The 23,505-nt window shown below is 61.7% G+C and carries 21 protein-coding genes; 7 read left to right on the plus strand and 14 right to left on the minus strand.

Features of this window, described 5'->3' with window-relative positions:
* Positions 1 to 27: 27 nt before the first annotated feature.
* The 3 genes from B5525_RS41800 to B5525_RS41810 are packed head-to-tail and all read left to right on the plus strand — an operon-like array spanning position 28 to position 3,781.
* On the plus strand, positions 28 to 555 hold the full coding sequence (locus tag B5525_RS41800; RefSeq protein WP_079572224.1) for a (2Fe-2S)-binding protein: 528 nt from the start codon (positions 28 to 30) through the stop codon (positions 553 to 555).
* A complete protein-coding gene (locus tag B5525_RS41805; protein ID WP_079572226.1) occupies positions 552 to 1,568 on the plus strand; it encodes an FAD binding domain-containing protein in 1,017 nt (338 codons plus the stop codon). Before B5525_RS41800 ends, B5525_RS41805 begins: the two co-directional genes overlap by 4 nt.
* An 8-nt stretch (positions 1,569 to 1,576) precedes the next feature.
* On the plus strand, positions 1,577 to 3,781 hold the full coding sequence (locus B5525_RS41810) for a xanthine dehydrogenase family protein molybdopterin-binding subunit (protein ID WP_079574469.1): 2,205 nt from the start codon (positions 1,577 to 1,579) through the stop codon (positions 3,779 to 3,781).
* Positions 3,782 to 3,979: 198 nt separating this feature from the next.
* Here the strand turns inward: B5525_RS41810 and B5525_RS41820 are convergent, their stop codons facing one another.
* The 6 genes from B5525_RS41820 to B5525_RS41840 form a co-directional block, all read right to left on the minus strand.
* Positions 3,980 to 4,333 carry a phage terminase large subunit gene (locus B5525_RS41820; RefSeq protein ID WP_172900087.1) on the minus strand — a complete coding sequence of 118 codons (354 nt, stop codon included), beginning with the start codon at positions 4,331 to 4,333 and terminating at the stop codon, positions 3,980 to 3,982.
* A 19-nt stretch (positions 4,334 to 4,352) separates the two neighbouring features.
* On the minus strand, positions 4,353 to 4,601 hold the full coding sequence (locus B5525_RS41825; protein WP_079572231.1) for a hypothetical protein: 249 nt from the start codon (positions 4,599 to 4,601) through the stop codon (positions 4,353 to 4,355).
* Positions 4,594 to 4,770, minus strand: coding sequence for a hypothetical protein (locus B5525_RS45150; RefSeq protein ID WP_154073747.1), 177 nt, complete (start codon positions 4,768 to 4,770; stop codon positions 4,594 to 4,596). The genes B5525_RS41825 and B5525_RS45150 overlap by 8 nt, the downstream gene beginning before the upstream one ends.
* 577 nt (positions 4,771 to 5,347) lie before the next feature.
* Positions 5,348 to 5,692 (minus strand): hypothetical protein, encoded by a 345-nt coding sequence (locus tag B5525_RS47050; protein ID WP_079572232.1) that lies wholly within the window; start codon positions 5,690 to 5,692, stop codon positions 5,348 to 5,350.
* Between the two features lie 219 nt (positions 5,693 to 5,911).
* Complete coding sequence (locus B5525_RS41835; protein ID WP_244567761.1) at positions 5,912 to 6,847, minus strand: hypothetical protein; 936 nt, start codon at positions 6,845 to 6,847, stop codon at positions 5,912 to 5,914.
* A 71-nt stretch (positions 6,848 to 6,918) separates the two neighbouring features.
* On the minus strand, positions 6,919 to 7,896 hold the full coding sequence (locus B5525_RS41840; RefSeq protein WP_079572234.1) for an ABC transporter substrate-binding protein: 978 nt from the start codon (positions 7,894 to 7,896) through the stop codon (positions 6,919 to 6,921).
* Between the two features lie 285 nt (positions 7,897 to 8,181).
* Here B5525_RS41840 and B5525_RS41845 point away from each other — a divergent pair, with 285 nt between their 5' ends.
* The gene (locus B5525_RS41845; protein ID WP_079572235.1) at positions 8,182 to 9,474 is read left to right on the plus strand and encodes an NRAMP family divalent metal transporter; all 1,293 of its coding nucleotides are present in this window, start codon (positions 8,182 to 8,184) and stop codon (positions 9,472 to 9,474) included.
* Between the two features lie 21 nt (positions 9,475 to 9,495).
* On the opposite strand, the gene B5525_RS41850 is transcribed toward B5525_RS41845, so the two are convergent.
* The 8 genes from B5525_RS41850 to B5525_RS41890 form a co-directional block, all read right to left on the minus strand.
* The gene (locus B5525_RS41850; protein WP_079572237.1) at positions 9,496 to 10,701 is read right to left on the minus strand and encodes a patatin-like phospholipase family protein; all 1,206 of its coding nucleotides are present in this window, start codon (positions 10,699 to 10,701) and stop codon (positions 9,496 to 9,498) included.
* A gap of 436 nt (positions 10,702 to 11,137) precedes the next feature.
* Positions 11,138 to 13,036 (minus strand): potassium transporter Kup, encoded by a 1,899-nt coding sequence (locus B5525_RS41855; protein WP_079572238.1) that lies wholly within the window; start codon positions 13,034 to 13,036, stop codon positions 11,138 to 11,140.
* 175 nt (positions 13,037 to 13,211) lie between these two features.
* Positions 13,212 to 14,564 (minus strand): MFS transporter, encoded by a 1,353-nt coding sequence (locus tag B5525_RS41860; RefSeq protein WP_079572240.1) that lies wholly within the window; start codon positions 14,562 to 14,564, stop codon positions 13,212 to 13,214.
* A 79-nt stretch (positions 14,565 to 14,643) separates the two neighbouring features.
* Positions 14,644 to 14,814 (minus strand): hypothetical protein, encoded by a 171-nt coding sequence (locus tag B5525_RS45160; protein WP_154073748.1) that lies wholly within the window; start codon positions 14,812 to 14,814, stop codon positions 14,644 to 14,646.
* A 32-nt stretch (positions 14,815 to 14,846) separates the two neighbouring features.
* The gene (locus tag B5525_RS41865; RefSeq protein ID WP_079572242.1) at positions 14,847 to 16,403 is read right to left on the minus strand and encodes a tripartite tricarboxylate transporter permease; all 1,557 of its coding nucleotides are present in this window, start codon (positions 16,401 to 16,403) and stop codon (positions 14,847 to 14,849) included.
* Positions 16,400 to 16,873, minus strand: coding sequence for a tripartite tricarboxylate transporter TctB family protein (locus B5525_RS41870; RefSeq protein WP_244567762.1), 474 nt, complete (start codon positions 16,871 to 16,873; stop codon positions 16,400 to 16,402). The genes B5525_RS41865 and B5525_RS41870 overlap by 4 nt, the downstream gene beginning before the upstream one ends.
* Positions 16,874 to 17,959: 1,086 nt before the next feature.
* Positions 17,960 to 18,469 (minus strand): SCO family protein, encoded by a 510-nt coding sequence (locus B5525_RS41885; protein ID WP_244567763.1) that lies wholly within the window; start codon positions 18,467 to 18,469, stop codon positions 17,960 to 17,962.
* 137 nt (positions 18,470 to 18,606) lie between these two features.
* Positions 18,607 to 19,713, minus strand: a complete 1,107-nt coding sequence (locus tag B5525_RS41890; protein WP_079572248.1) for an MBL fold metallo-hydrolase — start codon at positions 19,711 to 19,713, stop codon at positions 18,607 to 18,609.
* A gap of 187 nt (positions 19,714 to 19,900) precedes the next feature.
* On the opposite strand from B5525_RS41890, the gene B5525_RS41895 reads away from it, so the two are divergent.
* The 3 genes from B5525_RS41895 (at position 19,901) to B5525_RS41905 (ending at position 23,041) form a co-directional block, all read left to right on the plus strand.
* The gene (locus tag B5525_RS41895; RefSeq protein ID WP_079572249.1) at positions 19,901 to 20,788 is read left to right on the plus strand and encodes a TauD/TfdA dioxygenase family protein; all 888 of its coding nucleotides are present in this window, start codon (positions 19,901 to 19,903) and stop codon (positions 20,786 to 20,788) included.
* A gap of 85 nt (positions 20,789 to 20,873) precedes the next feature.
* Entirely contained in the window at positions 20,874 to 22,091 is a 1,218-nt protein-coding gene (locus B5525_RS41900) for a mandelate racemase/muconate lactonizing enzyme family protein (protein ID WP_079572251.1), read from the plus strand.
* 182 nt (positions 22,092 to 22,273) lie between these two features.
* Positions 22,274 to 23,041, plus strand: a complete 768-nt coding sequence (locus tag B5525_RS41905; RefSeq protein ID WP_079572253.1) for a hypothetical protein — start codon at positions 22,274 to 22,276, stop codon at positions 23,039 to 23,041.
* The last annotated feature ends 464 nt before the right edge of the window (positions 23,042 to 23,505 follow it).

The raw sequence follows: 23,505 nt of genomic DNA on the forward strand, positions 1-23,505 counted from the left end.
ATCGTTGCAGCTATGCGGAGATGTAAGATGGCTCAATCAAGCTCGGCGCACCGAAGCGGAGCTCCAATCCCGATACCCGACAAGCTGTCGGTACAGATAAGGATCAATGGAGTGGAAACGACGCTCAACATTGCGCCGTGGACCACGCTCCTCGACGCCTTGCGGGATCATCTCGATCTGACGGGCACCAAGAAGGGGTGCGACCACGGGCAATGTGGCGCCTGCACGGTGCTGGTCGACGGCCGGCGGATCAATTCCTGCCTCGTGCTAGCCGTGATGAAGGATGGTGCCAGCATCACGACCATCGAAGGATTGGCAATGAAGGATCGGCTGCATCCGCTGCAGCAGGCATTTATCGACCATGATGCGTTCCAGTGCGGCTATTGCACGCCAGGACAGATTTGTTCTGCGGCTGGTCTGATCGCCGAAGGAAAAGCGAAGAGCGTGGACGAAATCCGCGAACTGATGAGCGGCAACATCTGCCGATGCGGCGCCTATCCAAACATTGTGGCGGCGATCCAGCAGGCCATGGGCCAGATGGACGGCAAACCATGATCAATTTCCAGTATTCCCGCGCCCGTGATGTCGCCGATGCAGTACGCCAGATCGCGGCCGACGAGACCGCCAAATTCATTGCGGGCGGCACCAACCTTATCGATCTGATGAAAGACGATGTCGAACGTCCCTCCCGGCTGATCGACATTTCGCGGCTACCCCTCAGGGCCGTCGAAGAAGCCGCGGGCGGCGGACTGCGCATCGGCGCGCTGGTGCCGAATTCCGACCTCGCCTATCATCCGCTGGTCGAGCAGCGTTATCCGCTGCTCTCAAGCGCTATCCTGGCCGGCGCCTCGCAGCAGCTGCGCAACATGGCATCGACCGGCGGAAACCTCCTCCAACGCACGCGCTGCCTTTATTTCTATGACACGGCGACACCCTGCAACAAGCGCCAGCCCGGCAGCGGCTGTTCTGCAATCGGCGGCATCAACCGGATCAGCGCCATCCTGGGGACGAGCGAAGGCTGCATCGCGACACATCCTTCCGACATGTGCGTTGCGCTTGCCGCACTTGAGGCCAAAGTGCATGTCGTCGGTCCCGCTGGCGAGCGCGTGATCGCGTTCGACGATTTTCATCGGGTGCCAGGAAATACACCGCAACTCGACACCAATCTGCATCCGAGCGAGATTGTTACCGCGATCGAGCTGCCCGCGCAGGGCTTTGCAAACAACTATTCCTACCTGAAGATCCGCGATCGTCTTTCCTATGCCTTCGCTCTGGTCTCGGTCGCGGCAGCCCTCGAACTCGACGGCGCCGCGATCAGGCAGGCACGCCTTGCGCTCGGCGGCGTCGCGCACAAGCCGTGGCGGGACACCGCGGCGGAGGCCGAGCTGCGCGGGAAGCCAGCGAATAAAGAGACTTTCGAAGGTGTGGCAAATCTGCTGCTGCGGGATGCCAAGGGCTTTGCGCACAATTCCTTCAAGATTGATTTGGCTCGCCGCAGCATCGTCCGGGCTTTGACGCAGGCGGCGCTGGGCACCCCACAATCGCAGTCCGACAAGAAAATCCGATGAGCGCGCCCATGACGAACTACATTGGTACCGCGACCTCCCGTGTCGACGGCCGTGCCAAGGTCACCGGCGAGGCCAGATATGCCGGCGAGTTCAATGCCGGCGGATTAGCCTATGGCAGCGTCATCGTGGCGAATATACCGAAGGGGCGCATCGCGCGCGTCGATGCCAGCAAGGCGTTGCGCGTCGAAGGCGTGCTTGACGTGCTTACCCACCAGAACCGGCCACGCATGGCCGCTATGGACCAGGCCTGGAAAGACGATGTCGCGCCGGAGGAAGGCTCTCCGTTCCGTCCGCTCTACGACGACAAGATCCTGTTCAGTGGTCAGCCGGTGGCGCTGGTGCTGGCCGAGGAATGGGAGATCGCGCGCTACGCGGCCACGCTCGTGCAGATCGAGTATGAGACGCAGGCATTCGTCACCGATCTGCATGAACGGCGGCAACAGGCCTTTGTCGTCGAAAAACCCGACAAACCCCGCGGCGATGCCGCCCAGGCCTATGCGGCAGCCGAAGTTCGCCACGAAGCCGAGTATTTCATCCCGACCGAACATCACAATCCGATGGAATTGTTTGCTTCAACGGTGACGTGGAACGGCGATGGCAAGCTCACGGTTTATGACAAGACACAGGGCGTGCAGAACGTGCAGCGGTATCTCTGCAGTATCTTCGCCAAAAAGCCGGACGATTTACGCGTCATATCGCCGTTTGTGGGCGGAGCCTTCGGCGCGGGGCTGCGCCCGCAATACCAGGTGGTGCTCGCTGTGCTGGGCGCATTGGCGCTGGAACGCTCGGTCCGGCTGGTGCTCACACGCCAGCAAATGTACGGACTGGGCCATCGGCCGGCTACCATTGAACGGCTGTCTCTTGGCGCGAAGTCGGACGGAACCCTTGAGGCGATCACCCACGAGGCGCTTGCGGTGACCTCACAGTTCGAGGATTTTTCCCGCAACGACACCGCCTGGTCGGCACAGCTCTACAAATCCGCCAATGCCACCTACGTGCACCGGCTGGCGAAGCTGGACGTTCCAACCTCATGCGACATGCGCGCGCCGGGAGCGGCGACGGGGGTTTACGCGCTCGAGTGCGCAATGGACGAGCTTGCGGTGGCACTGAAGCTTGATCCCGTCGAGTTGCGGCTACGCTGTTACTCGGATCGGGACCAGAACGAGGATCTACCCTATACCAGCAAGCAGCTGCGCGAATGCTACCGGCAGGGAGCCGCGGCCTTTGGCTGGGACAAGCGAACGCCTGCACCGCGCTCGATGCGCGATGGAGCCGACCTTGTTGGCTGGGGCATGGCAACCGGCGTCTGGGAAGCCCTGCAGATGCCCACGGCCGCACGCATCGTGCTGGGCGCAAACGGACACGCAGAGGTGTCGTGCGCGGCTTCCGACATCGGCACCGGTACCTACACCATTCTGGCGCAGGTCGCGGCCGACACGCTGGGCCTGCCGATCGAGAACATCAGCGTCAAGCTCGGCGATTCCACGCTTCCACAGGCCCCCGTCGAAGGCGGATCCTGGATGGCGGCCTCGGCGTCGCATGCGGTCGTGGCGACGGCGGAAGATATCCGCAAAGAGCTGTTCGCTCTGGCCAAAAAAATGAAAGCTTCACCGCTGGGAAACGCAGAACTCGAGGATGTCACACTCGCGGACGGCAAGATCGTCAGCCGCCTGGACGCGGACTCCTCCGTCTCAATCGCCGATGTCATGCGCCATGGCGGCATAGACAGAATCGAACGAGAGAAGACAAATTCCTTTCCCGAAGACATCTCGCACGCACGCAACACGCACTCGGCAGTCTTCGCCGAGGTAAAGATCGATGAACAACTTGGCGTCATCCGCGTCAGTCGCGTCGTTAGCGCGGTCGCGGCAGGGCGTATTCTCAACACCAAGACCGCCCACAGCCAGATCATGGGCGGCGTCGTCTGGGGTATCGGTATGGCGTTGCACGAGGAGACCCTATTCGACCACCGATACGGCCGTATCATGAACGCCAATATTGCCGAATACCATGTGCCGGTAAATGCTGACATACACGACATCCAGGTGATCTTCGTCGACGAGCCGGATCGGATAATCAATCCGCTCGGCATCAAGGGGCTCGGCGAGATCGGCATCGTCGGCGTGGCGGCAGCCATCGCCAACGCGATCTATCACGCCACCGGAAAGCGCGTGCGCGATCTGCCGATCACGCTGGACAAACTGCAGGGCTAGCTGCGAAGCCCCAAGAAGCGCTTCACCTCAGGCATTGCCGGGCCCTCTGGATCTCCTTTTCGGGAATTCCCTTCGCCCTCGCCCAGGATTCCACAGCCGACGCGCCATATTGGGCGACGGCCCTCCGGACCATCCAGCAGGGAAAGGCGTGAGCGGAAACCGGCCACAGCAGCGCCGCAGCCATCAGACAGACACGGATCATTTGCCGAGCATGACCTTGATGCCGAGCCAGACTGCTCCGACAAACCCGGTGACGATCACGGTGATGACCGCCTTGAAGGTGTAGCCCTGCATGCCGCGGAAGATGATGATGCCATCGCCCGGCGTCTCGATCTTGTCGCTATAGATCTTGAAGCGGTGGCCGAGACCGAGGGCGGCGACCTTGCTTTCGATCAGGCGCTTGGAAGATTGCGCCAGCGTCCGTTGCGCCTCGCGAATGCAGACCGCCAGCGTGCCGCGCTCGGCCTGGCAGGTCTCGACCAGAAGCTCACCGAAGAAGTGCGATTTTCCCGAGCCGCGGCCGCCGAACACGCCTTTGTACCGCGCGGGCATAAGCAGGGGTTCGAAGACTCTAGCTGTCGGGATTTTCAGGGTGGACAATGACACGCTCGATTCTATGGATCAGTTCGAGGGCGCCGTCGTCGCCATTCTCGATCGCCTGCGTCGCTTTACCCCAGCCGCGATCCAGGATGGCATTGGCTGCGGCGATTCGCGCCGGCGGCGTCGCCTTGGTATTGCGCATCACGGCGACCAGTACGTTGAGCGCGGTCCGGGTGTGGCTGCGCGCCAGCGAGCGGATTTCCGTCACCGACCTAGGCATCGCCCGATCCTGCAGGCTCGGGGCGGACATCCTCGCTCGGCGCGGCATCGGCATGATCCATCACGAGATCGTCTGGCCGCGCCGCCGAGCGAAATACAATCGTAGGAAAATCGGAATGCTTGCGATTCCGTTCCGGCCCGCGGATGAACTGAATGATCTCTGCACTCATGACAACCCCTCCCACACCGCGATCGCAACCAGGCCGGCCAATGCGAGCGAAATCAGATACGCGGTCATGCCAGGCCTCGCTTGATCGGAATGAAATATGCGGCATGACCGTATTCCTACGGCCATTTCAGGCGCGAACCCTATCTCTGCAAGAGAGGCCGCGTGCGGACGCGGACCATGCCCGCGCCGCGTGCCGACGCGTTCGCGCGCGCCGGCAAATTTATCGGCATGATCCCGCCCCGAAGAGCCGCGTCAGCGCAAAGCGTGAAGCGGTTTTCCTTTGGGACAAACGCCACGCGTTTGCCCGGAGATCATGCCCTAACTCAAATGGTTCGGACGGCAGCGCGCTTTGAGGCGCGTCTTGCGACGATGCGCTGCCTGGGGAGGATGGTGCGCCCGTGAAATGCGGCCGCCGTCCGATTCGGGAAACCCGATTCATCGATTGCAAATGAAAAAGCCCGCGGCCGGTTTCCCGGGGCGGGCTTTTGTAGTTCTTGCGATGATGAAGATATGCCGGTGATTTGCCCGACGTGTCAAATTCTTTTTGGAAGTCGCCGCCGATCTCGCGATCGATGCTTCTACTCAAACCCCTGGACCGGCGGCACGGACTTTCCGGCGCCGACCGCTTCGGCTGGCTTTGCGACGGGCAACGGCGTCACCCTGGCGGCAGTCTGCTGCTCGGTGGCGGCGCTGACCTGTGTTGCACGACGCGCGCGCGAGCGCGAATGTCCGGCACCCCAGGAATGTGCGATCGCGGGACCAGCCGTGTAGCCGATGAATGCGCCCGCCACCGCGCCGACCGGTCCCAGAACGACTGCGCCCGACACCGCGCCCAGAGCTGCACTTCCCGCGCGCTCTTGCGCGTTCGCCACGAACGAAAAAAATGTCGCTGCGATTGCCGCTGCAACAGCCAGTTTCTTCATCGCGGTTCCCCTGGATGCGCCCAAGGGGGCAAGGCACCGCAAGAATGCGGCAGCAGGAAGGTCGCACCGCGGCAGCCACCGTTCCGATTCAAGGCGATCGATTCAAGATAGCAGATTCAAAAAGCCCGCGACCGGTGGCCGGTGCGGGCTTGCAAATTTCTTGCGACGATGAAGATATGCCGGTGATTTGCCCGACGTGTCAACTACCCTCGCCGTGTTTTAATTTCGCACCGCGTAAAGCGGCGTCCTCATGGTCAACATGTAAGCCGGCTTCGGCACCCAGGCGATCTCGGCCGTCACGCCGAACAGGCGGTTGTCGTTGTCGTCCATCCGGTCCAGATCCAACCTCACGATCGGCTGGGTAAAAGGCTGGAACGGCGTCAGGTTCAGAAGTTGCGCGCCGCCGAAGGACTGAACGCCGACGCGGCCGGTGAACTTCCAGTTGTTGTCCCACTGATAGTAGCCACCGACATAGCCGATGGTGTTCGGGCTTACTTTCGCCAGCGGAGAATCGACATCAACCCTCGTGTACTGGACACCGGCAAGCAGGCCCCTGGTCTCGTCCTCGTTCAGCGCATAACTGAACTCGACAATATTGTTGAGCGACGTCGTGGCGAGCGGGGAATCCGGCACCGATCTCGTGACCGTCGATTGCAGCGTGATCGTCGGGATCGATCCGCCATTCTGCTGATAGACGTCGGCCTGGAATCCGACATTCCAGCTGCTGACCGCGAACGTCGACCAATCAGACGTACCGCTTTGCGAGGCACTGGCACTGAAGCCGCCATACAGCGAGACGCGGTCGCTGACATCCACCGTCAGGGGAACATCCACCGCGACGCTCCGGCTTGACGGCGATGACAGTGTTGGCAGCCTCGGAAGCACCTGGGAATTCGTCAGCGTCGAGAGCGTCTGCAGCGTCGCAATGGCCGTGGACAACGAAGAATTGCCGAAGCCGATCGAGAGCGTGTTGGCCGGCACGGTGGCATAGTTGGTCCGCAGGTCCAGATAGATGTTCGGCAGCGTTGAATCCGCCTTCGCCGACGGGTCGTCGCTGCCGTCCTTGTCCTTGCTCAGGGCCATGCCGGACAGAGACGAGGAAGCCAATCCCGCGAGCGCGATGCAGAACACGGCCCTTGCCGGCCGGATTTTCAAAGCGCCTCGCGTTTTCAGCCACCCGTTTCCCAGCGGCCCGCGATCTTCGCTTGATTGAGGTCGCAACGCTGTTACTCGATCACTTCATCGGCGAGCGCCGTCAGCGTCGGCGGAATTTCGAGCCCGATCGACTTCGCGGTCTTGAGATTGATCACGAACTGGTAGCGGGTCGGCTGCTCGACCGGAAGGTCGGCGGGCTTTGCACCCTTGAAAATATGGTCGACCATCGCAGCGGCGCGATCGAAGGATTCCTGCAGGTCGGCGCCGTAGGACATCAGCCCGCCGTCGCGAACGATGGAGTCTGCCTCATAGATCGCCGGCAGCCTGTGCTCGGCGGCATAGTCGATCACGCGCTTGCGGTTGAGCAGCGTCAGCGAGTCCGAGACCATCAGGATGGCGTCTGGCGGATCGCGCGTCATCGCCGCGAACGCCGCATTGAAATCGTCGGGCTCGCGCACACCGAGCGGCTGCACGGTGATCCCGACGCCCTCAGCAGCCTGTGCCGAAGCCTGGTAGCGCAGCGACATGCCGAGATCTTCCATGTTCCACAGCATCGCGATCCGGCGGAGCTTTGGCGACAATGCGGTCAGCAGCGAAAGCCGCTTGGTGGAGAGCATAGAGGCGTCGTCGGCGATGCCGGTCACGGTGCCGCCCGGCCGCGCGAGGCTTTCGACCAGCCCCGTCTTGACCGGATCGCCCGAGCCGGACGCCAGCACGGTTGTGACGCCCGATGCCTTGGCCGCCGCCGCGGCCGGATAGCTGATGGTGACCACCACATCCACATTGGCGGCCTTCAGCTCCTGCATCATCTGCGGCACCAGATCGATCTTGCCGGCGGCGCCGCGACTCTCGAGGACGAGGTTCTGTCCCAGCACATAGCCGCGCTTAGCCAGCGCATCGAACAGAATTGCGCCAGGGCCGGCTTGGGCAACGATCGGAAGGCCGGGGGTGAGGGTGCCGATGCGATACACCTTCGCCGTCTGGGCAACGGCGGCGAACGGCCAAAAAGCCGCGCCACCCATGAGCGTGATCAACTCGCGCCGATTCATTTGTCCTCCTAACGGCCGACCGTCTGCCGATGTCTAGGTCTAGCACTTCGGCGACAGGACGGTGAGCGGGAAATTGCATCAGGCGACGCCGTTCGGCACAAGGACGTCAGGCAGGTGTCGATAAAAACCATGCCCCAGGCGCTAGCCCGCCGCGCGGCCCAAAAGAGGCCAAGGCGGGATGCATCCGCTGCCGCCGCGCGGGCTTCCTCGCCGGAACATTTTTCAGTCGCGAATGTTCACCAAAGGGTTTACCGATACAGTCGTTCTCGAATCTCAAAGAATTTCATGACCGAAGCGATCCGCCAAGGGGCCAGGAAGAAGCCTCAAAACATGTTGCTTCGGTTGCTGGGCCCGGGACTGGTGACCGGCGCTGCCGATGACGACCCGTCGGGCATAGCGACCTACTCCCGGGCCGGCGCGCAATTCGGCTACGGCCTGCTCTGGACGGTGTTCTTGACCACACCGTTCATGATTGCAATCCAGCTGGTGAGCGCGCGGATCGGTCGCGTGACCGGCAAGGGCCTCGCCGCCAACGTGATGGAGCTGGCGCCGCGCTGGCTGGTGCTGGCGCTGGTCTTTCTTTTGGTCGCGGCGAACACGTTCAATATCGCAGCCGACATCGCCGCGATGGGAGAATCCCTCTCCCTGGTCATCGGCGGGCTCAACCACGAACATGCCCTGATCTTCGCCTCCGTATCGACCTTGCTGCAGGTCTTCGTGCCGTATCGGCGATACGCGCCGGTGCTCAAATTCCTGACGCTGACGTTGTTTGCCTATGTCGTAACCGCCCTCACCGTGAACATTCCCTGGGGCACGGCGCTGCTGGCGGCAATCTGGCCAAGGCCCACCATCACTGCGGATTACTTCCTGATGGTGGTCGCGGTACTGGGCACGACGATCAGCCCCTATCTCTTCTTCTGGCAGGCTTCGCAGGAAGTCGAGGAGATGAATCAGGGCAAGGTACACCGTCCACTGCGGGAGCTTACCCGGGGCGGTCTGACCGAGATCGACCGCATCAAGCTCGATACCGTGGTCGGCATGTTCTTTTCAAACGCGATCGCCTTTTTCATCATCCTGACCACCGCGGCCGTCCTGAATGCGAACGGCGTCACCAACATCAATTCGGCAACGCAGGCCGCCGAAGCGTTAGGGCCACTAGCGGGCGATTTCACGTTTCTGCTGTTCGCACTCGGCATCATCGGCACCGGCCTGCTGGCGATCCCGGTGCTGGCGGGCTCCGCCGCCTATGGCGTCTCCGAAGCCTTCGGATGGCACGCGACCCTCGAAGCCAAGGCTCCGGACGCCGTCGGATTCTACACGATCATCGCAGCCGCGACCGTGATCGGATTCGGTCTTGGCTTCACCGGAATAAGCGCCATTCACATGCTGGTCTGGAGCGCAGTGCTCAACGGCATTGTCGCGGTTCCGATCATGGCCATGATGATGGTGATTGTCACAAATGAAGGACTGATGGGGCGGTTCAAAGCCAGCCGCTGGCTAACCATGCTGGGCTGGGTCGGCACTGCGCTGATGGCCGTGGCGGTGATCGCCTTGTTCCTTTCCTTCCTTATCGGATAGGCGCGCAGCCGGCAGCCGCGCTCAATTCTGGGCGTTGTGCACTTGAGTGGCCGATTCCATTCCCGGCGGCGCCTTGACCCAGGAGTAGTTGTGGCTAGCGAGGTCATAGCCGCGCTCGAAAAGCGCGACCATGTATTTCTGATCGAACGGCTCGTCGCTGGTGTCCTTGAAGTCGGGCGGAATGCTCGCAAGATTGAAGTCGATTCCATCGCGCCGGGTGACGGAATAGATGCGGTAGAGGTCGCCGATCCCCTGGTTCTTGATGAGCGTCGAGATCGAACGCTGCGTAATGGACAGGACGTTCTCGTCGACGGATTGCCATTCCGGATCGATCTTTCCATTCTTGATCACGAACAATCTCGGCTTCGCCGCGGGCCTCGCCGATTTTTGATCGTGGAAAGTAAACGAAAATATCGAGGGGGCGATGAAGACCTGCCTGGTGACGCCACCATCCACGTGCAGCTCGTCATAGTTCTGTCCGCCGACGCGGACCTGAATCCGGACCGGCGGGAAAACGCCTGGCAGCGTTGCCGATGCCAGCAATATCCTGTGGAACAGGCTTTTCGCGTCGGGATTATGGCTCATCGCGATCCGGCCCATGTCCCACATGACAGGCCTTTGCGTATCGAGATTGGTGGTGCCGATCAGCAAAATGCGGCCCCTGATCCGCTCGTTGGCGATTTCCTGCAGAAAGGCATCGTCGACATATTTCTCGATCAATCGCGCCAGGGGCGCGTCGTCCGCCAGCGCGGAGCCTTTGAGCAAGCCTGGCACGTTGTAGGTGAAAATGTCCTGCCGCCCGTATTTGGTGAAGATCTCGCGCAACTGGCCGTCACGCTCGCGTCCGAGGAACGCAAAGGGAGCAATCAACGCGCCGGAGCTAACACCGGTGACGAGGTCGAAGACCGGCCGCGTGCCGGCATCGCTCCAGCCGACCAGCAGGCCGGCGCCGAAGGCGCCATCCTCGGCGCCGCCGGATATCGCAAGCAGGTTCGAGACCGGCGAATGTTTTTCAGCTCCTGACAGCGACCGCATTTCCGCTCTCGGCGCATCCTCCATCATGATCGCCTGGATATCCCGGGCCGGGGCGTCGCCCCAAAAGCGGATGTTGTGAAATCCTTCGAGCTCGATCTGGGCGGCGCTGGCCTGCGGCAAGACGTTGCGCGGCGCGATCGTTGCACATCCACCCGTCAGGAAGATCGACAAGCCGATCAAGGCAAGACGCATCGTCGACCGCAGCAGACGGCAAGCAGGCAAGGCTCGCCTGTTCAGCCGGCCAAACCTCGGTCCTCTCAGATATCGAAAGGACGTATTCAAATCGGCGACCGGAGCAGCATTTTTAAGAATATCTCGGTATTCCCCGCTCGGGGCTATTGCACACCCCGGGCGCGCGCACTTCAGTTATGGCGCAGCGGCGGATGAATGTTCGATTTGGGGCATTATCGCGGCGACCTGCAAAGCCGGGAAATAACTGGACACAGTCAGCTGGCCGGCGCCCGTCCGGATCCGATTTTTTTCAGTTAAAAGCTGAAGGATGCGTTAGCGCAAAACGCGTGGCACCATCACGGCCCTGTCACACCCCACCTCGCCTCGCATAAGGCATATGCACGGCTTTGTCAGCCCACCACGCGAAGTAGGCATCGCAGTGTGCTCCTCTCCCAGGCTAGATCGCAATCTGCCGGCCGATCTCGACGACCTGGTCGGTGGGAAGGCTGAAGAAGTCGCTGACATGGACGGCGTTGCGCTCCATGACGGCGAAGAACCGCTCCTGCCAAGCGGGCATTCCGTTGCCGTCCTCGCGGGCAATCACCGTCTCGTGCCCGACGTAATAAGTTACGTCGTCGAGGTCGATCGTGCATCCCAGCGCCTTGCTGGTGGCAAGCAGCTCCGGGATATGCGGCCGTTCCATGAAACCGAACCGCGCGTCCGCGCGCCAGAAACTCGGTGCGACCTCCTGGATGGCGATCCGGTTGCGGGAGGAGACCCACGGCACCGACAGGATTTCGATGCGCAGCACGAACAGATGCTCGTGCAAGGCACGGTTATGCTTGACGTGCCAGACCATCACCGGCGGCGTATCCCGCTCGGTGCGCGTGGGGAATACCGCCGTGCCGGGAACGCGCGGGATGTTTTTTGCGGCGATCCTGGCCATGAAGTCCGGCACCGGGATCAGCGCTTCGTGTATCCGTGTCGCGACAGCCTCGGAGCCGCGGTGCCAGATCCACATCACGCCATAGACGCAGATTGCCAGGATCAGCGGAACATATCCGCCCTCGCCGATCTTGGTGAGGTTGGCGAGGAAGAAGGCGCTGTCGATGACAAGAAAACAGGCCGCAACGGAGCCTGCCGCCCACAGGCTCCAGTTCCAGATCTCGCGCATCGCGATGAAAAGCAGCGCCGACGTCATCAGCATGGTCAGCGAAACCGCGATGCCGTAGGCGGAAGCCAAATTGTCGGATTTGCCGAACCCGATCGTAAGGCCGACGGTCACGATCATCAGCAGCCAGTTGACGACCCCGACATAGATCTGCCCATAGCCTTCCGAGGAGGTCTGCTTGATCGCGAGCCTCGGCAGCCAGCCGAGCTGGATCGCCTGACGCGTCATCGAGAACGCTCCGGTGATGATCGACTGGCTGGCAATGATAGTCGCAACCGTTGCCAGCATGATCAGCGGCAGCAGCAGAATTTCGGGACAGAGCCGAAAGAAAATATTGCCGTCGGTGGGCGCGCCTTCCAGCACCAGCGCTGCCTGGCCCGCATAGTTCAGGATCAGGCTGGGAAAGACGATCGCGTACCAGGCGAGTTTGATCGGCCTCCTGCCGAAATGGCCCATATCGGCATAGAGCGCTTCGGCGCCGGTGACGCAGAGAAACACCGCGCCCAGCACCCGAAAGCCGGCGGCTCCGTTGGAGAGCAGATAGGACATTCCGTGGACCGGGTTGAGCGCGGCGAACACCGAGGGATGCCGGACGATGCCCGATATCCCCATCACCGCGATGGTGACGAACCAGACCATCATCACCGGTCCAAACAGGTGACCGATCGCCGCCGTTCCCCGTGACTGGATCGCAAACAGCGCGATCAGGATCGTCACCGCGGCCGGAACGACGTAGGGCTGCAGCGCAGGGGTTGCCATGTTCAGGCCCTCTAGCGCCGACAGCACCGAGATCGCCGGCGTAATCGCGCCGTCGCCATAGATCAGCGCCGCCCCGAACAGGCCGACCGCGACGATGGTCGGCCGCTGCTGTCTCTTCACGCCCAACAACGCCATCAAGGCGAGAATGCCACCCTCCCCGTCATTGTCGACGCTCATGGCAAACGAGACGTATTTGACTGACGTGATGATGAAGAGCGTCCAGAGCACCAGCGACAGCGGCCCCAGCACGGCATCCGCCCCATGGGATGGGCCGGCCACGCCAAGTATTGTCTTGAAGGTGTAGAGCGGGCTGGTCCCGATATCGCCGAATACGATGCCGAGCGCCGACAGCGCCAGAACCGGCAGCTTGCCCTGCGGAGGTTGCCGCGCCGTTTCGCCGGCATCCGATGTCGAAGCTTCGCTCAATTTTTCGCCTATCCGATGCGGCAGTGTGATCGTTGGTCGCCCGGCGGAAAGCTGCCGCGCGATCCTGTATTGGCATCACGGTCACTTAAGCGGGGCTGGGCGCAAGAGCCAATCCCCTGTCGAACAAATAATCGGGTAAGTTGACAATCGAACGACCGGCGAGCCCGTCGTGTGGCTATTTGACTGCATCGCTCTCAGGCTCCGGAGCGCCCAGCGTGAAATCCGGCGTTTGCCCGTCGGCTGTGGCGATCAGGTGTTTCGGCACCAGCAGCAGCGCCGGCAGGATGAGAGCGTAGACGATCGTGATCGCAATGACGCAGACGGTAAAGCCGCCGTAGCGATCAAAAAGATGGGTCCCCAGCACGTCGCCGAACCGCGAAACGACGTAATAAAGGCTCCAGGACATCATGAGCGTCGTGCCCTGCAGGCCCCGAGGGCAGGATCGAATGATCAGATCGAGGTAAGCACCGGTGGCAAGACCGCCCATCAGGCCGATGGGCACGGCCGCGACCAGAGCCTGCGTGGTCGTCTCAATGAAGAGCAGGGGCACCATTTGCGGAACGGCGAAAACCGTTCCCCACCACAGCAATTTCTTCAGGGCAAACCTGCGGCAAAGCAGTCCGTAAACGATATAGGTCGGAATGAAGGAAGCGGCGAAGATGGCGTTCCATTCGCCCCATTGGGCATCGGTGGCGTGCAATGTGTTCTGTAGGTGATACTGCAGCGGCGTGTTCGAGCCCGGCGCGAAATTCCACAGCAGCCAGATCAGCATCGCCGGATAGATCGGCCAATGCCGTACCAGCCGCTTCATATCCGCGATCGGATGACGGCCGGCGGCGTTCTCGACGCGCACATTGTCGAACACTTCCGCCGGCTTCCATAGCGAGTAAAGAGCAATGACGGCCATGATCGCAGCGCCGACCAGAAACAGGATGCGGAGCGCCTGATCGGGATCCTTCTCCTCGAGCAGACCGCTGAGCTTGCCGCCGATCAACAGGGCTCCTACGGTGGGGATCGACAGAAAGACGTTCCACACCGCGCTCACCTGACCAGTCATTGCGTGTTGCTGGCCGATCACCGACGTCAGCCCGTTTTGGGCACTGGAAACAAAAAGGAACGAAGCCGTCAGCGTGACGACCGCGACGAGCAGCATCGCATAGGTCATCGCCGTGAATGCACACAAGACGTAGAGCGACGCAGTGACGCCGCCAAACAGCAGCATGAACCCGCGATCTCTCATCCGGAGCGGGCTCCACATGTCGCGGATGAATCCGAACGCGAAGGACAGATAGAGCGGGATTGAGGCCGCGAGGCGGAACGTGGCGACCTCGTGCGCCGTCAAATGCAGCCTGTTCTTGAGAAAGAAGCTGATGGGAATATCGATCAGGCCTCCCGATGGGCTGCCGAAAGCCAGCAAGATAATCAAGGTGCCGAGATAGAGGAAAATGACGTGCCGCTCCGACGGCGACAGATCGGCGGGAGCAGCAGCGACGGCCGGCGCGGAGGTTGTAGACCGGTCAATCGTCATCGCGAGGGGATCTGTCCTTTGAGAACGGCAACGGTGAAGCACGCTCTTAAGGGGACCGCGGACCGCTGGAACGGGCGAACTAAACCACGAGCAGCATCGCAATAACGGCGCTCGCGATCAACGCCGAATGGCGGATCGCCAACCGGGTGATCCCGATGTCGTAATGCGCGACATGTCCCAGCAGCAAAGCAACCAGCACCGCGGAGCCGGCAATCACGGAAAAGGTAATGATACGGCCGAGCCAGTGCATAACCCATCCCCGTCGAGGCGGTTGCCCCGCCTCTACGCCAGTTCCGAATAGGACGACGTCGGTACCTGGGCCTCGATCGCCCGTTCCTCGGCGACGATCTTCGGCTTGCGCAGCCAGACATAGATCTGGGCCACGATCAGCACGACGCAGATCAGCAGGAAGAACGCGCTGATCGGGCGCTCGATGAACGTCATCAGGTCGCCGCGCGAGATCAGCAGGCTGCGCCGGAAGTTCTCCTCGAAGCGCGGCCCAAGCACGAAGCCGAGCAGGATCGGCGCAGGGTGGAAATCGAGACGCAGCAGGATGTAACCGATCACGCCGATGAACAGGGTCTCGCCGACCTGGAACATGTCGTTATTGGCGGCATAGACCCCGATGCAGACGAAGAACATCGCGCTCGGATAGAGATAGCGATAGGGAATGCTCAGAAGCTTCACCCACAGCCCGATCATCGGCACGTTGAGGATGACCAGGAGGATGTTGCCGATCCAGAAGCTCGCGATCAGGCCCCAGAAGATGTCGGCGTGCTGGGTGATCAGCTGCGGACCGGGAACGATGCCGTGAATGATCAACGCGCCCAATAGCAGCGCCATCACGGTGTCGCCGGGAATGCCCAGGCTCATGGTCGGGATGAAGTCGCCCTGCACCGAGGAATGCGTTGAAGCCTCGGGGCATGCGACGCCCTCGATCGCGCCGTGGCCGAAGCGCTCCGGCGTCTTCGATATCTTCTTCTCGGCGGCGTAGGACACGAACGAGGCGATGGTCGGTCCGGTGCCCGGAATCAGCGCACAGAGACTGCCGAGAAGGGTGCCGCGGATCATCGGCCAGAAGGATTTCTTGAGATCGGCTTTCGACGGAAACATGTCGGAGATACCGACCTTGGCGTATCGCAAGTCCACGGTCTCGGTATTGTTGATGCTGTTCATGAACTCGGCGATGCCGAACATGCCGAGTGCCAGCGCGATGATCTCGACGCCGTCGAACAGTTCAGTGACGCCGAAGGTGAAACGCGGCTGTCCGGTCTCGATGTCGGAGCCGACGATGCCGACCAGGAGCCCGAGAACCGTCATGGCGATGCCCTTGAGCGGCGACCCTTTCGCCAGGGTCGAACCCGCCAGCAATCCGACCAGCATCAGCGAACAGACTTCGGCGGGTCCGAATTCGAGCGCCACCTTGACCAGGAACGGCGCCAGGAAAATCATCTCGGTGATGCCGAAGGAGGCACCCACGAAGGCGGCAATGATGGTGATGCCGAGCGCGGTGCCGCCCTTGCCCTGTTTGGTCAGCGGAAAGCCGTCCAGACAGGTCACGGCGTGCGGCGGATGGCACGGCAGATTCAAGAGAATCGAGCAGATCGCTCCGCCATATTGGGCGCCGTAGTAGACGCCGGACAGCATCAGGATCGCCGGCACCGGCTGCATCCCGAACGTCAGCGGCAGCAGGATGGAAATGGTGGCGACGGGACCCATTCCCGGCAGCACGCCGACAAGGTTGCCGACCAGCACGCCGAGAAAGCAGTACATCAGATTGTGCGGCTCAAGCGCTACGCCAAAGCCGTACCAGAGATCGGTAATCGCCGTTGAGATCACAGATTGAACCCCCGGAGCAGGGGAAACGGGATGCTCAGGAGATAGTGGAACAGCACGACCCCGAACACGGTGACACCGGCCGCCAGGATCGCCGAGGATTTATAGGTGGCGGTGTTGTCCCCGAGCGCGCAGACGAAGACGCAGGCGAATACCGCCGGGATCATGCCGCCGTACTGGCCCAGGATGATGAACAGGACGGGGCCGCCGATGATGCAGAGCCAGCCGAACCATTGCGGATTGTCCGGCAAGAACTTGCCTTCCTCGGGCTCGGAGGACCCCAGCGCGGTGCCTGCGATCAAAAGCCCGAGAAACGCCAGTACGACGCCGAGCACGACCGGCATGAAACCGGGGCCCATTCGGGCGAGGCTGCCGAACTTGTAGCCCGACCCAGTCACCGCGGCTCCCACACCGAGCAGCAGCATCAGCCCCCCGGCATAATAGTCGCGTTTCAGCGTAAAATTCCCCGGCAACGGAGTTCTCCCCTTATCGTCTTTGCGCCGGACCCTACCCGGGGAGGCGTGGCCTGTCGATACTGCCCTAGGGGCCCCTGAACCGCCGCCCACGAACGAAAACGACGTTCGCGCGTTGAGGAGCATGCCCAAAAAGCCGCCACCTCCTGACAGTACCGGGCCGATGGGAATGCAGCCCCAGGCGCACAGCCCGACGGCGGCCACGCAAATGCTGCCGACGATGCCCTGCGCCGGGGAAGACAATCAGGAAATCAGAGGCAAAACGGCGCAGCCGGCAAGAGCGCCGGCGGCGAACAAGAAGCCTCCCACCCGGGCCGAGGCCGTCCGCGCCGCGCGGGCCCGGATCACACGCCGAAAATCGCTGAGAAAACAGCGGGACGCCCAGAAGAGCTAACCGCGCGACCTCGACCGGCGGTACTGCCGCTCAGCTGTCACGCTCGCGGTCGAGCTTTTGCAGATGGGAAAGCCCGTGAACGGTCAGGCGATGCGGATCATGCTCGCCCTCGAGAACGCCCTTCCAAATCGGAAACGTTCGCCCGATCCGCGCACCATTCGGTCGTCAATCAGTTTGGGCTATCGCCAGCTCTGCCGGAGCCTGGCGGGGCATTACCCCGCCCGAAATCTGCGATGCGACCAGGAATGCCACAACCACCGCAGGCACACTTATCGATCTCAAAAATTGATCTACCGAAAGCACCGCCCACGTCCCCGAAACGGCCGGCAGCAAATGGCTGGTTTCAATCGGCCCTTTGCGCAGTCTGCTGATCGCTGGTCAGAATCTGGTCTGTGTAGGCTGCCCCGGAAATCGTGAGCAGCGCCAGAATCGAAATGACGGCCAGCGTTTTCATGCTGGGATGCTCCGGCTCGATTGTGGCCAAAAACGTCAGAACTTGGCGCCTTTTCTGGCCAATCCAGCGAAACAATCATGGCCGCGCCTCAATTTGTCGCCACTTTCAGCGTCTCCCCTTTTCTCTGCCGAGGCACAACGTAGGATTAATTTTCCGGTCCGTAAAACTACGGCGCGACAATGATACGGGCTTCCGGCGCAGGGGATTTTCCTCATCAACCGACGCCGGCGCGTCACCGTCAGTTCGCGAGATACTTGCGCAAGATCTCGCTCAATCGATCGGGACCGGTCTGCGGCGGCATGAAGCCCAGATACTCGCCGTTGCGTCCCATCAGGTAAATAACCCCGGCGTGGTCGATCGAATACTCCCCGCCCCGCTCGCCCGGCACTTTCGCATAAAACGCCTTGTAGGAATTGGCGACCTTCCGGATCTCGTCCGGCGAGCCGGTAAGGCCGACAAAACTGCGATGGAAGGCAGCGACGTAATCCGCCAGCACCTTGGTGTCCCGCTCCGGATCGATCGTGATGAAGATGGGCTGGACGTCTGCAGCGGCGGGGCCAAGCGCGTCGAGCGCCTGGGTAATGGCCGTCAGATCGGTCGGGCACACGTCGGGGCAGAACGTATAACCGAAATACACGATCATCAGCTTGCCGCGGAATTCGCTGTCGCTGCGCGGCTTGCCGGTCTGGTCGGTCAGCGTGAACGGACCGCCGACCGAGCCGCGGCCGTACATCAGATCGTCCATCATCTGCGCCGCCGATGGTTGCTCTGTCGCGGCGGCCGGGCCGCAGCCAAGCAAGGACGCAACGACAAGAAACGCGCGAGCCCTTGAACCAGCCGCCCTCGAAGCAGCCGTCCTTGAACCTGCCATGGCGATATCCGCAGTCAGATACCGAAAGTGATGCGGGTGCCGGTCGTCGTCGTCAGAACCTTGCCCGGCATCTGCCGCTGCGCTTCCTGGGTGAAATTCAACCCGCTGCAATGCATCGGAATCAGCACATCCGGGTTCAGCTTGCCGATCTCGCTGACGACCTGGGTCAGATAATCCGCCGGCGCCGGCCCGAGGTGAAAGCCGCCCATGATCGCGTGGACCTTATCGACACCGGACACCTCCATCGCCTGGCGCACGGAATTCACGATGCCGACATGACCGCAGGAGCTGATGACGATGAGGCCCTTGTCCTTCAGATTGAAGCAGGTCGCATGCTCGTGGATATGCTCGTCCGGCACGATCTTGCCTTCCATTTCGGCGGGCAAATAATGGCTCCAGTTGCATCCGGCGCCGTCCTTGAGCTTGAACTCGACCATCGAGTTCGGCAGCACTTTCTCGATGCTGTTGCGCTTGATCTTGCCGGTCGTGAACGCCTGGCCGCCGATCACCACCGGCGACTCGCACAACACGACCTTGACGTTCTGCTTGGCGATGTCGCGACGGTCGAGCATTCCGTAGTCGCTCAATTCGCCCTGGCCGACGCGGGCATAGCGCTGGCAGAAATTATCCTCGCCGCCGGCATACATGGTGAGGTCGGCGGGCAAATCGTTGCGGTGCTTGGCCAGAAATCCCAGCAACCCGCCCCAATGGTCGAAATGACCGTGGCTCATGATGAGCGTATCGATCTTCGATGCATCGACCTTGAGCAAATCCATATTGCCGTTGATGGTCTCAGGCGTCCAACCGAAATCCAGCAGGAAGGTGCGCTTTTCATCGCCGCGCTGCGGCTCCAGCAGCAACGCCAGTCCCCATTCGCTGTGCAGCGGACGCGTCGTATCCGCCGACCGGCCGGGCTCGGTCTTGACCCCGCCCGCGGCCTGCGGCTTGAAGAAAATATCGGTGGCGCTGTCGACCAGCACGCGAACGCTGAGCTTGTCGATCGTCGGCACCTCGATCGGACCTGCCTTGGCCATCTCGATACAGGAAAACCCACCGGCTGCGGCAGCCAGCGCGAAACTGGCGGACATCTTCAGAGCTTCGCGTCGATTGAAGTCAGGCATGGCGTCCGTCCTCTTGGAGGGATTTGAGAGAAACCGGCAGGTCATTCGCAACATGGGAAATACAGGGCCGATTGACCGTGATGTCAATCGATATGCCGCGGTACATCGAATTGAGATCGCCTAGGATCGTTGCCGCCCCGGGCGATTTGCCGTAACCTCAGGCAACGAGAACAGGGAGGATTTACCGATGGATATCGTGCCGTTGGGTCCGGGATTCGGCGCAGAACTGCGCGGTGTGACGCTTGCCGACGTCGCCTCCGACGACGGCGTCTATGCGGCGGTGCGCGCGGCTTTCGAGGAGCATTCCGTTCTGGTGTTTCGCGACCAGGAGGCGACCGACGAGCTCCAGCTCGCCTTTTCGCGCCGCTTCGGCCCGCCGGAGGTGACCAAGGTCGGTTCGCAGGGCACCGGCTCGCATTTCGTGATCCTCTCCACCATCGGCGCTGACGGAAAAGTGGTGCCGCCGGATCACCGGCTTTCGCTGCGCAGCAAGGCCAACCAGCTCTGGCATACCGACTCTTCGTTCAAACGCGTGCCGGCGCTGACATCGATCCTTTCGGCGCGCATCATCCCGGCGAACGGCGGCGAGACCGAATATGTCTCGACCCGCCTCGCCTTCGAACGGCTAGATCCCGCCATGCGCAACAGGCTGCAAAGCTCCTTTGCCTGGCACGACTACGCGCATTCGCGCAGCCAGATCGCGCCCGATCTCGCCAGCCCCGAGGAGCGCGGGGCGCTGCCGCCGCAATGCTGGCGCATGGTGTGGAAAAATCCGGTCAACGGCCACGGCGCGATCTACCTCGCCTCGCACGCTTATGCGGTCGAGGGCATGGAGAAGGCCGCCGGCAAAAAGCTGATCGACGAGCTGATGGCGTTCGCGACCGCGCCCGGCACGAGCTACCTGCACCAATGGCGCAGAGGCGACGTCGTGATGTGGGACAACCGCGCGACCATGCATCGCGGACGGCCATGGCCGGCGCACGAAGCGCGGCTGATGGTGCGCACCACCATCTCCGCGACCGACGCCGATGGCGTCGACACCATGCGCCCGCCGTCGTCGCAGGCGGCGGAATAGCGGCACTGCGCATTTCTCGGGTATTCACTGGCGGCAATCGGGCCAGCCTTGCCGGACTGGCCCAAAGAACAAGAAACGGACCCACATGACCGAGAAAGCGAAGATACGTAGCGTCGAACTGCTCGCCTGCGACGCAGGCTGGAGAAATTACCACTTCGTCAAGATCACCACCGAAGACGGCATCGTCGGCTGGAGCGAATTCGACGAGGGATTCGGCTCGCCGGGCGTCGGTGCGGCGATCCAGCGTCTCTCGGCGCGGGTGATCGGACAGAACGCCTTTGCACACGAGCGCATCTATGCCGAGCTTTTTTCAGCGACCCGCCCGGCAGCCGGCGGCGTTGTCGCCCAGGCGCTCGGCGCGATCGAAAACGCACTGCTCGATGCCAAGGCAAAACTGCTCGGAGTGCCCTGTTACGAATTGCTCGGCGGCAAGATCCGCGATCGCATCCGGGTCTACTGGTCGCATTGCGCGACCTGGCGCATCAACCATCCCGGCTGGTACAGGCCGGCGATTACAGATCTCGACGGCGTCAAGTCAATCGGCCGCGAAGTACGCGAAAAGAAATTCACCGCGCTGAAGACCAACATATTCACCTATGACGAAGGCAAGCCGAGGGGCTGGCGGCCCGGTTTTGGTTCGCCGTTCGAGCCGGAGATCAATGTCGACCGCAAGGTATTGCGCGATCTGCGCATGCATCTCGAAGCCATCCGCGATGGCGCAGGGCCCGATGTCGACATCCTGCTCGACCTCAATTTCAACGCCAAGACGGAAGGCTACCTGAAGATCCTGCGCGCCATCGCCGACCTCGACATGTTCTGGATCGAGATCGACAGCTTCAATCCGGAAGCGCTCGGCTATATCAGGCGTCAAAGTCCGCATCCCGTCTCGTCCTGCGAGACGCTGCTGGGCTTGCGCGAATTCCTGCCCTATTTCCGCGAACAGGCGATGGACGTCGCCATCATCGACACGCCCTGGAACGGCGTCTGGCAATCGATGAAGATCGCCGCCAGCGCCGAGGCGCACGAGGTCAACGTCGCGCCACATAATTTCTACGGCCACCTCTGTACCATGATGAATGCCCATTTCAGCGCGGCGGTGCCGAATTTGCGGATCATGGAGACCGACATCGACCGGCTGGCCTGGGATCACGAGCTCTTCACCCATCTGCCAGAGATCAAGGATGGCTATCTCGTGATGTCGGACCGGCCCGGCTGGGGCACGGAGCCCAACGAAGAGGGTCTGCATGCGCATCCGCCCAAGAGCGTCGGCGGACTGCTAAATTATGGGCAGAAAGCTCAGTAAGAGAGGGCTTGTTACGCGGCGGAGTTGGTCGAGTAATTCGGCCAGCGACGTTCCGGGCAAAATCGCAATTTCGCGTTACCGGCGGGTGTCGCGCGGTTTCGCCGCAAATCGAACATTGCGGCACCGCAGAACGAAACTGCCGAGCGGGAGTTGTCTCGCCGTAAAGCGAGACACGGGAGAACATGCCAGAATCGTTCAATAAGGTTCCCGAGGTCACGCTCGCCTTCTGGATCATTAAAATCGCGGCGACGACTCTGGGCGAAACCGGTGGCGATACCGTCACCATGACGCTCAACTGGGGCTATCTGGCCGGAACTGCGCTGTTCCTCGCCGCATTGGTGCTGTTGGTCAGTCTGCAAATCGCGGCGAAGAGGTTTCATCCGTTTCTTTACTGGGCGACCATCATCGCCTCGACTACGTTCGGCACCACCATGGCGGATTTCGCCGACCGATCGCTGGGGATCGGCTACGCCGGCGGCGCCTCGCTGCTGCTGGTGCTTCTCCTCGCCACGCTCGGCCTCTGGTATCGATCATCGGGCTCGATCTCTGTCGACACCGTCAGCGCGCCGAAGGTCGAGATGTTCTACTGGGCCGCCATCACCTTCTCGCAAACGCTCGGGACCGCGCTCGGTGACTGGATGGCCGATTCAACCGGCCTCGGATATGAAGGCGGCGCGCTGGTCTTCGGGGTCGCATTGGCGATTGTCGCTGTGGGCTATTACCGGACCAATGTCTCGCGGGTCACCCTGTTCTGGGCGGCCTTCATTCTGACCCGGCCGCTGGGCGCGACCGTCGGCGATTTTCTCGACAAGCCGGTCAGCAACGGGGGATTGGCACTGAGCCGGCCGCTGGCCTCGGCGGTTCTCGCGATCTTTATCCTGGGCTGTCTTCTCGTTCTGCCGCAGCGTGCCGGCTCGCATCCGGCCCGAGCGGAAGCCGCGGGTGAATAGTGCGACTCATTTTACAACAATTTTCTGAAAATCACGCAGCCCGCCTCAACCGAAGTCAAATACGTTTGCGCTGAAATGGAACAATCGAAGATTACACATTCGGCAGCGTGGCAATGGCATCGAAACCAATTGTCCCGCCTGCACCTTCATCCCGATGCGGAGGGTCCGATGTATCTTGCGGCTGTGGTTCTGGCCATCTCGTCTGCGGTGTTCTACGCCGCCGGCCAACATGAGATCGGCAGTTTAGGCTCGGATGTGTGCCGATATGGCGACACTTTCTGTGACAACCCTACTTGGGTTTTGGTCGGCGCCGGTCTCGCGGCGGTGTGGGGAAAGTTGGTCAGCGTCCGCTGAGACGGTCCAGCCGAGAAGCTCAAGCGGACCCTCGCGCAACCCACACCACCTTGTTCCCACCGTCAGGGAACTGGCCACGCGGACAATGATCTGGCGCAAAAACGTCGTCG

The sequence above is a fragment of the Bradyrhizobium erythrophlei genome, assembly GCF_900129505.1.
Classification (GTDB): Bacteria; Pseudomonadota; Alphaproteobacteria; order Rhizobiales; family Xanthobacteraceae; genus Bradyrhizobium; species Bradyrhizobium erythrophlei_D.

Excerpts from the sequence above, each read along its gene's own strand:
- B5525_RS41800 (WP_079572224.1), top strand. The coding sequence starts at position 28 with ATGGCTCAATCAAGCTCGGCGCACCGAAGCGGAGCTCCAATCCCGATA.
- B5525_RS41885 (WP_244567763.1), bottom strand. The coding sequence starts at position 18,469 with ATGATGGACGATCTGATGTACGGCCGCGGCTCGGTCGGCGGTCCGTTC.
- B5525_RS45160 (WP_154073748.1), bottom strand. The coding sequence starts at position 14,814 with ATGCACTGGCTCGGCCGTATCATTACCTTTTCCGTGATTGCCGGCTCC.
- B5525_RS41820 (WP_172900087.1), bottom strand. The coding sequence starts at position 4,333 with ATGCCCGCGCGGTACAAAGGCGTGTTCGGCGGCCGCGGCTCGGGAAAA.
- B5525_RS41825 (WP_079572231.1), bottom strand. The coding sequence starts at position 4,601 with ATGCCTAGGTCGGTGACGGAAATCCGCTCGCTGGCGCGCAGCCACACC.
- B5525_RS41900 (WP_079572251.1), top strand. The coding sequence starts at position 20,874 with ATGACCGAGAAAGCGAAGATACGTAGCGTCGAACTGCTCGCCTGCGAC.
- B5525_RS47050 (WP_079572232.1), bottom strand. The coding sequence starts at position 5,692 with ATGAAGAAACTGGCTGTTGCAGCGGCAATCGCAGCGACATTTTTTTCG.
- B5525_RS41895 (WP_079572249.1), top strand. The coding sequence starts at position 19,901 with ATGGATATCGTGCCGTTGGGTCCGGGATTCGGCGCAGAACTGCGCGGT.
- B5525_RS41810 (WP_079574469.1), top strand. The coding sequence starts at position 1,577 with ATGACGAACTACATTGGTACCGCGACCTCCCGTGTCGACGGCCGTGCC.
- B5525_RS41805 (WP_079572226.1), top strand. The coding sequence starts at position 552 with ATGATCAATTTCCAGTATTCCCGCGCCCGTGATGTCGCCGATGCAGTA.
- B5525_RS41840 (WP_079572234.1), bottom strand. The coding sequence starts at position 7,896 with ATGAATCGGCGCGAGTTGATCACGCTCATGGGTGGCGCGGCTTTTTGG.
- B5525_RS41860 (WP_079572240.1), bottom strand. The coding sequence starts at position 14,564 with ATGACGATTGACCGGTCTACAACCTCCGCGCCGGCCGTCGCTGCTGCT.
- B5525_RS41850 (WP_079572237.1), bottom strand. The coding sequence starts at position 10,701 with ATGCGTCTTGCCTTGATCGGCTTGTCGATCTTCCTGACGGGTGGATGT.
- B5525_RS45150 (WP_154073747.1), bottom strand. The coding sequence starts at position 4,770 with ATGAGTGCAGAGATCATTCAGTTCATCCGCGGGCCGGAACGGAATCGC.
- B5525_RS41845 (WP_079572235.1), top strand. The coding sequence starts at position 8,182 with ATGACCGAAGCGATCCGCCAAGGGGCCAGGAAGAAGCCTCAAAACATG.
- B5525_RS41890 (WP_079572248.1), bottom strand. The coding sequence starts at position 19,713 with ATGCCTGACTTCAATCGACGCGAAGCTCTGAAGATGTCCGCCAGTTTC.
- B5525_RS41905 (WP_079572253.1), top strand. The coding sequence starts at position 22,274 with ATGCCAGAATCGTTCAATAAGGTTCCCGAGGTCACGCTCGCCTTCTGG.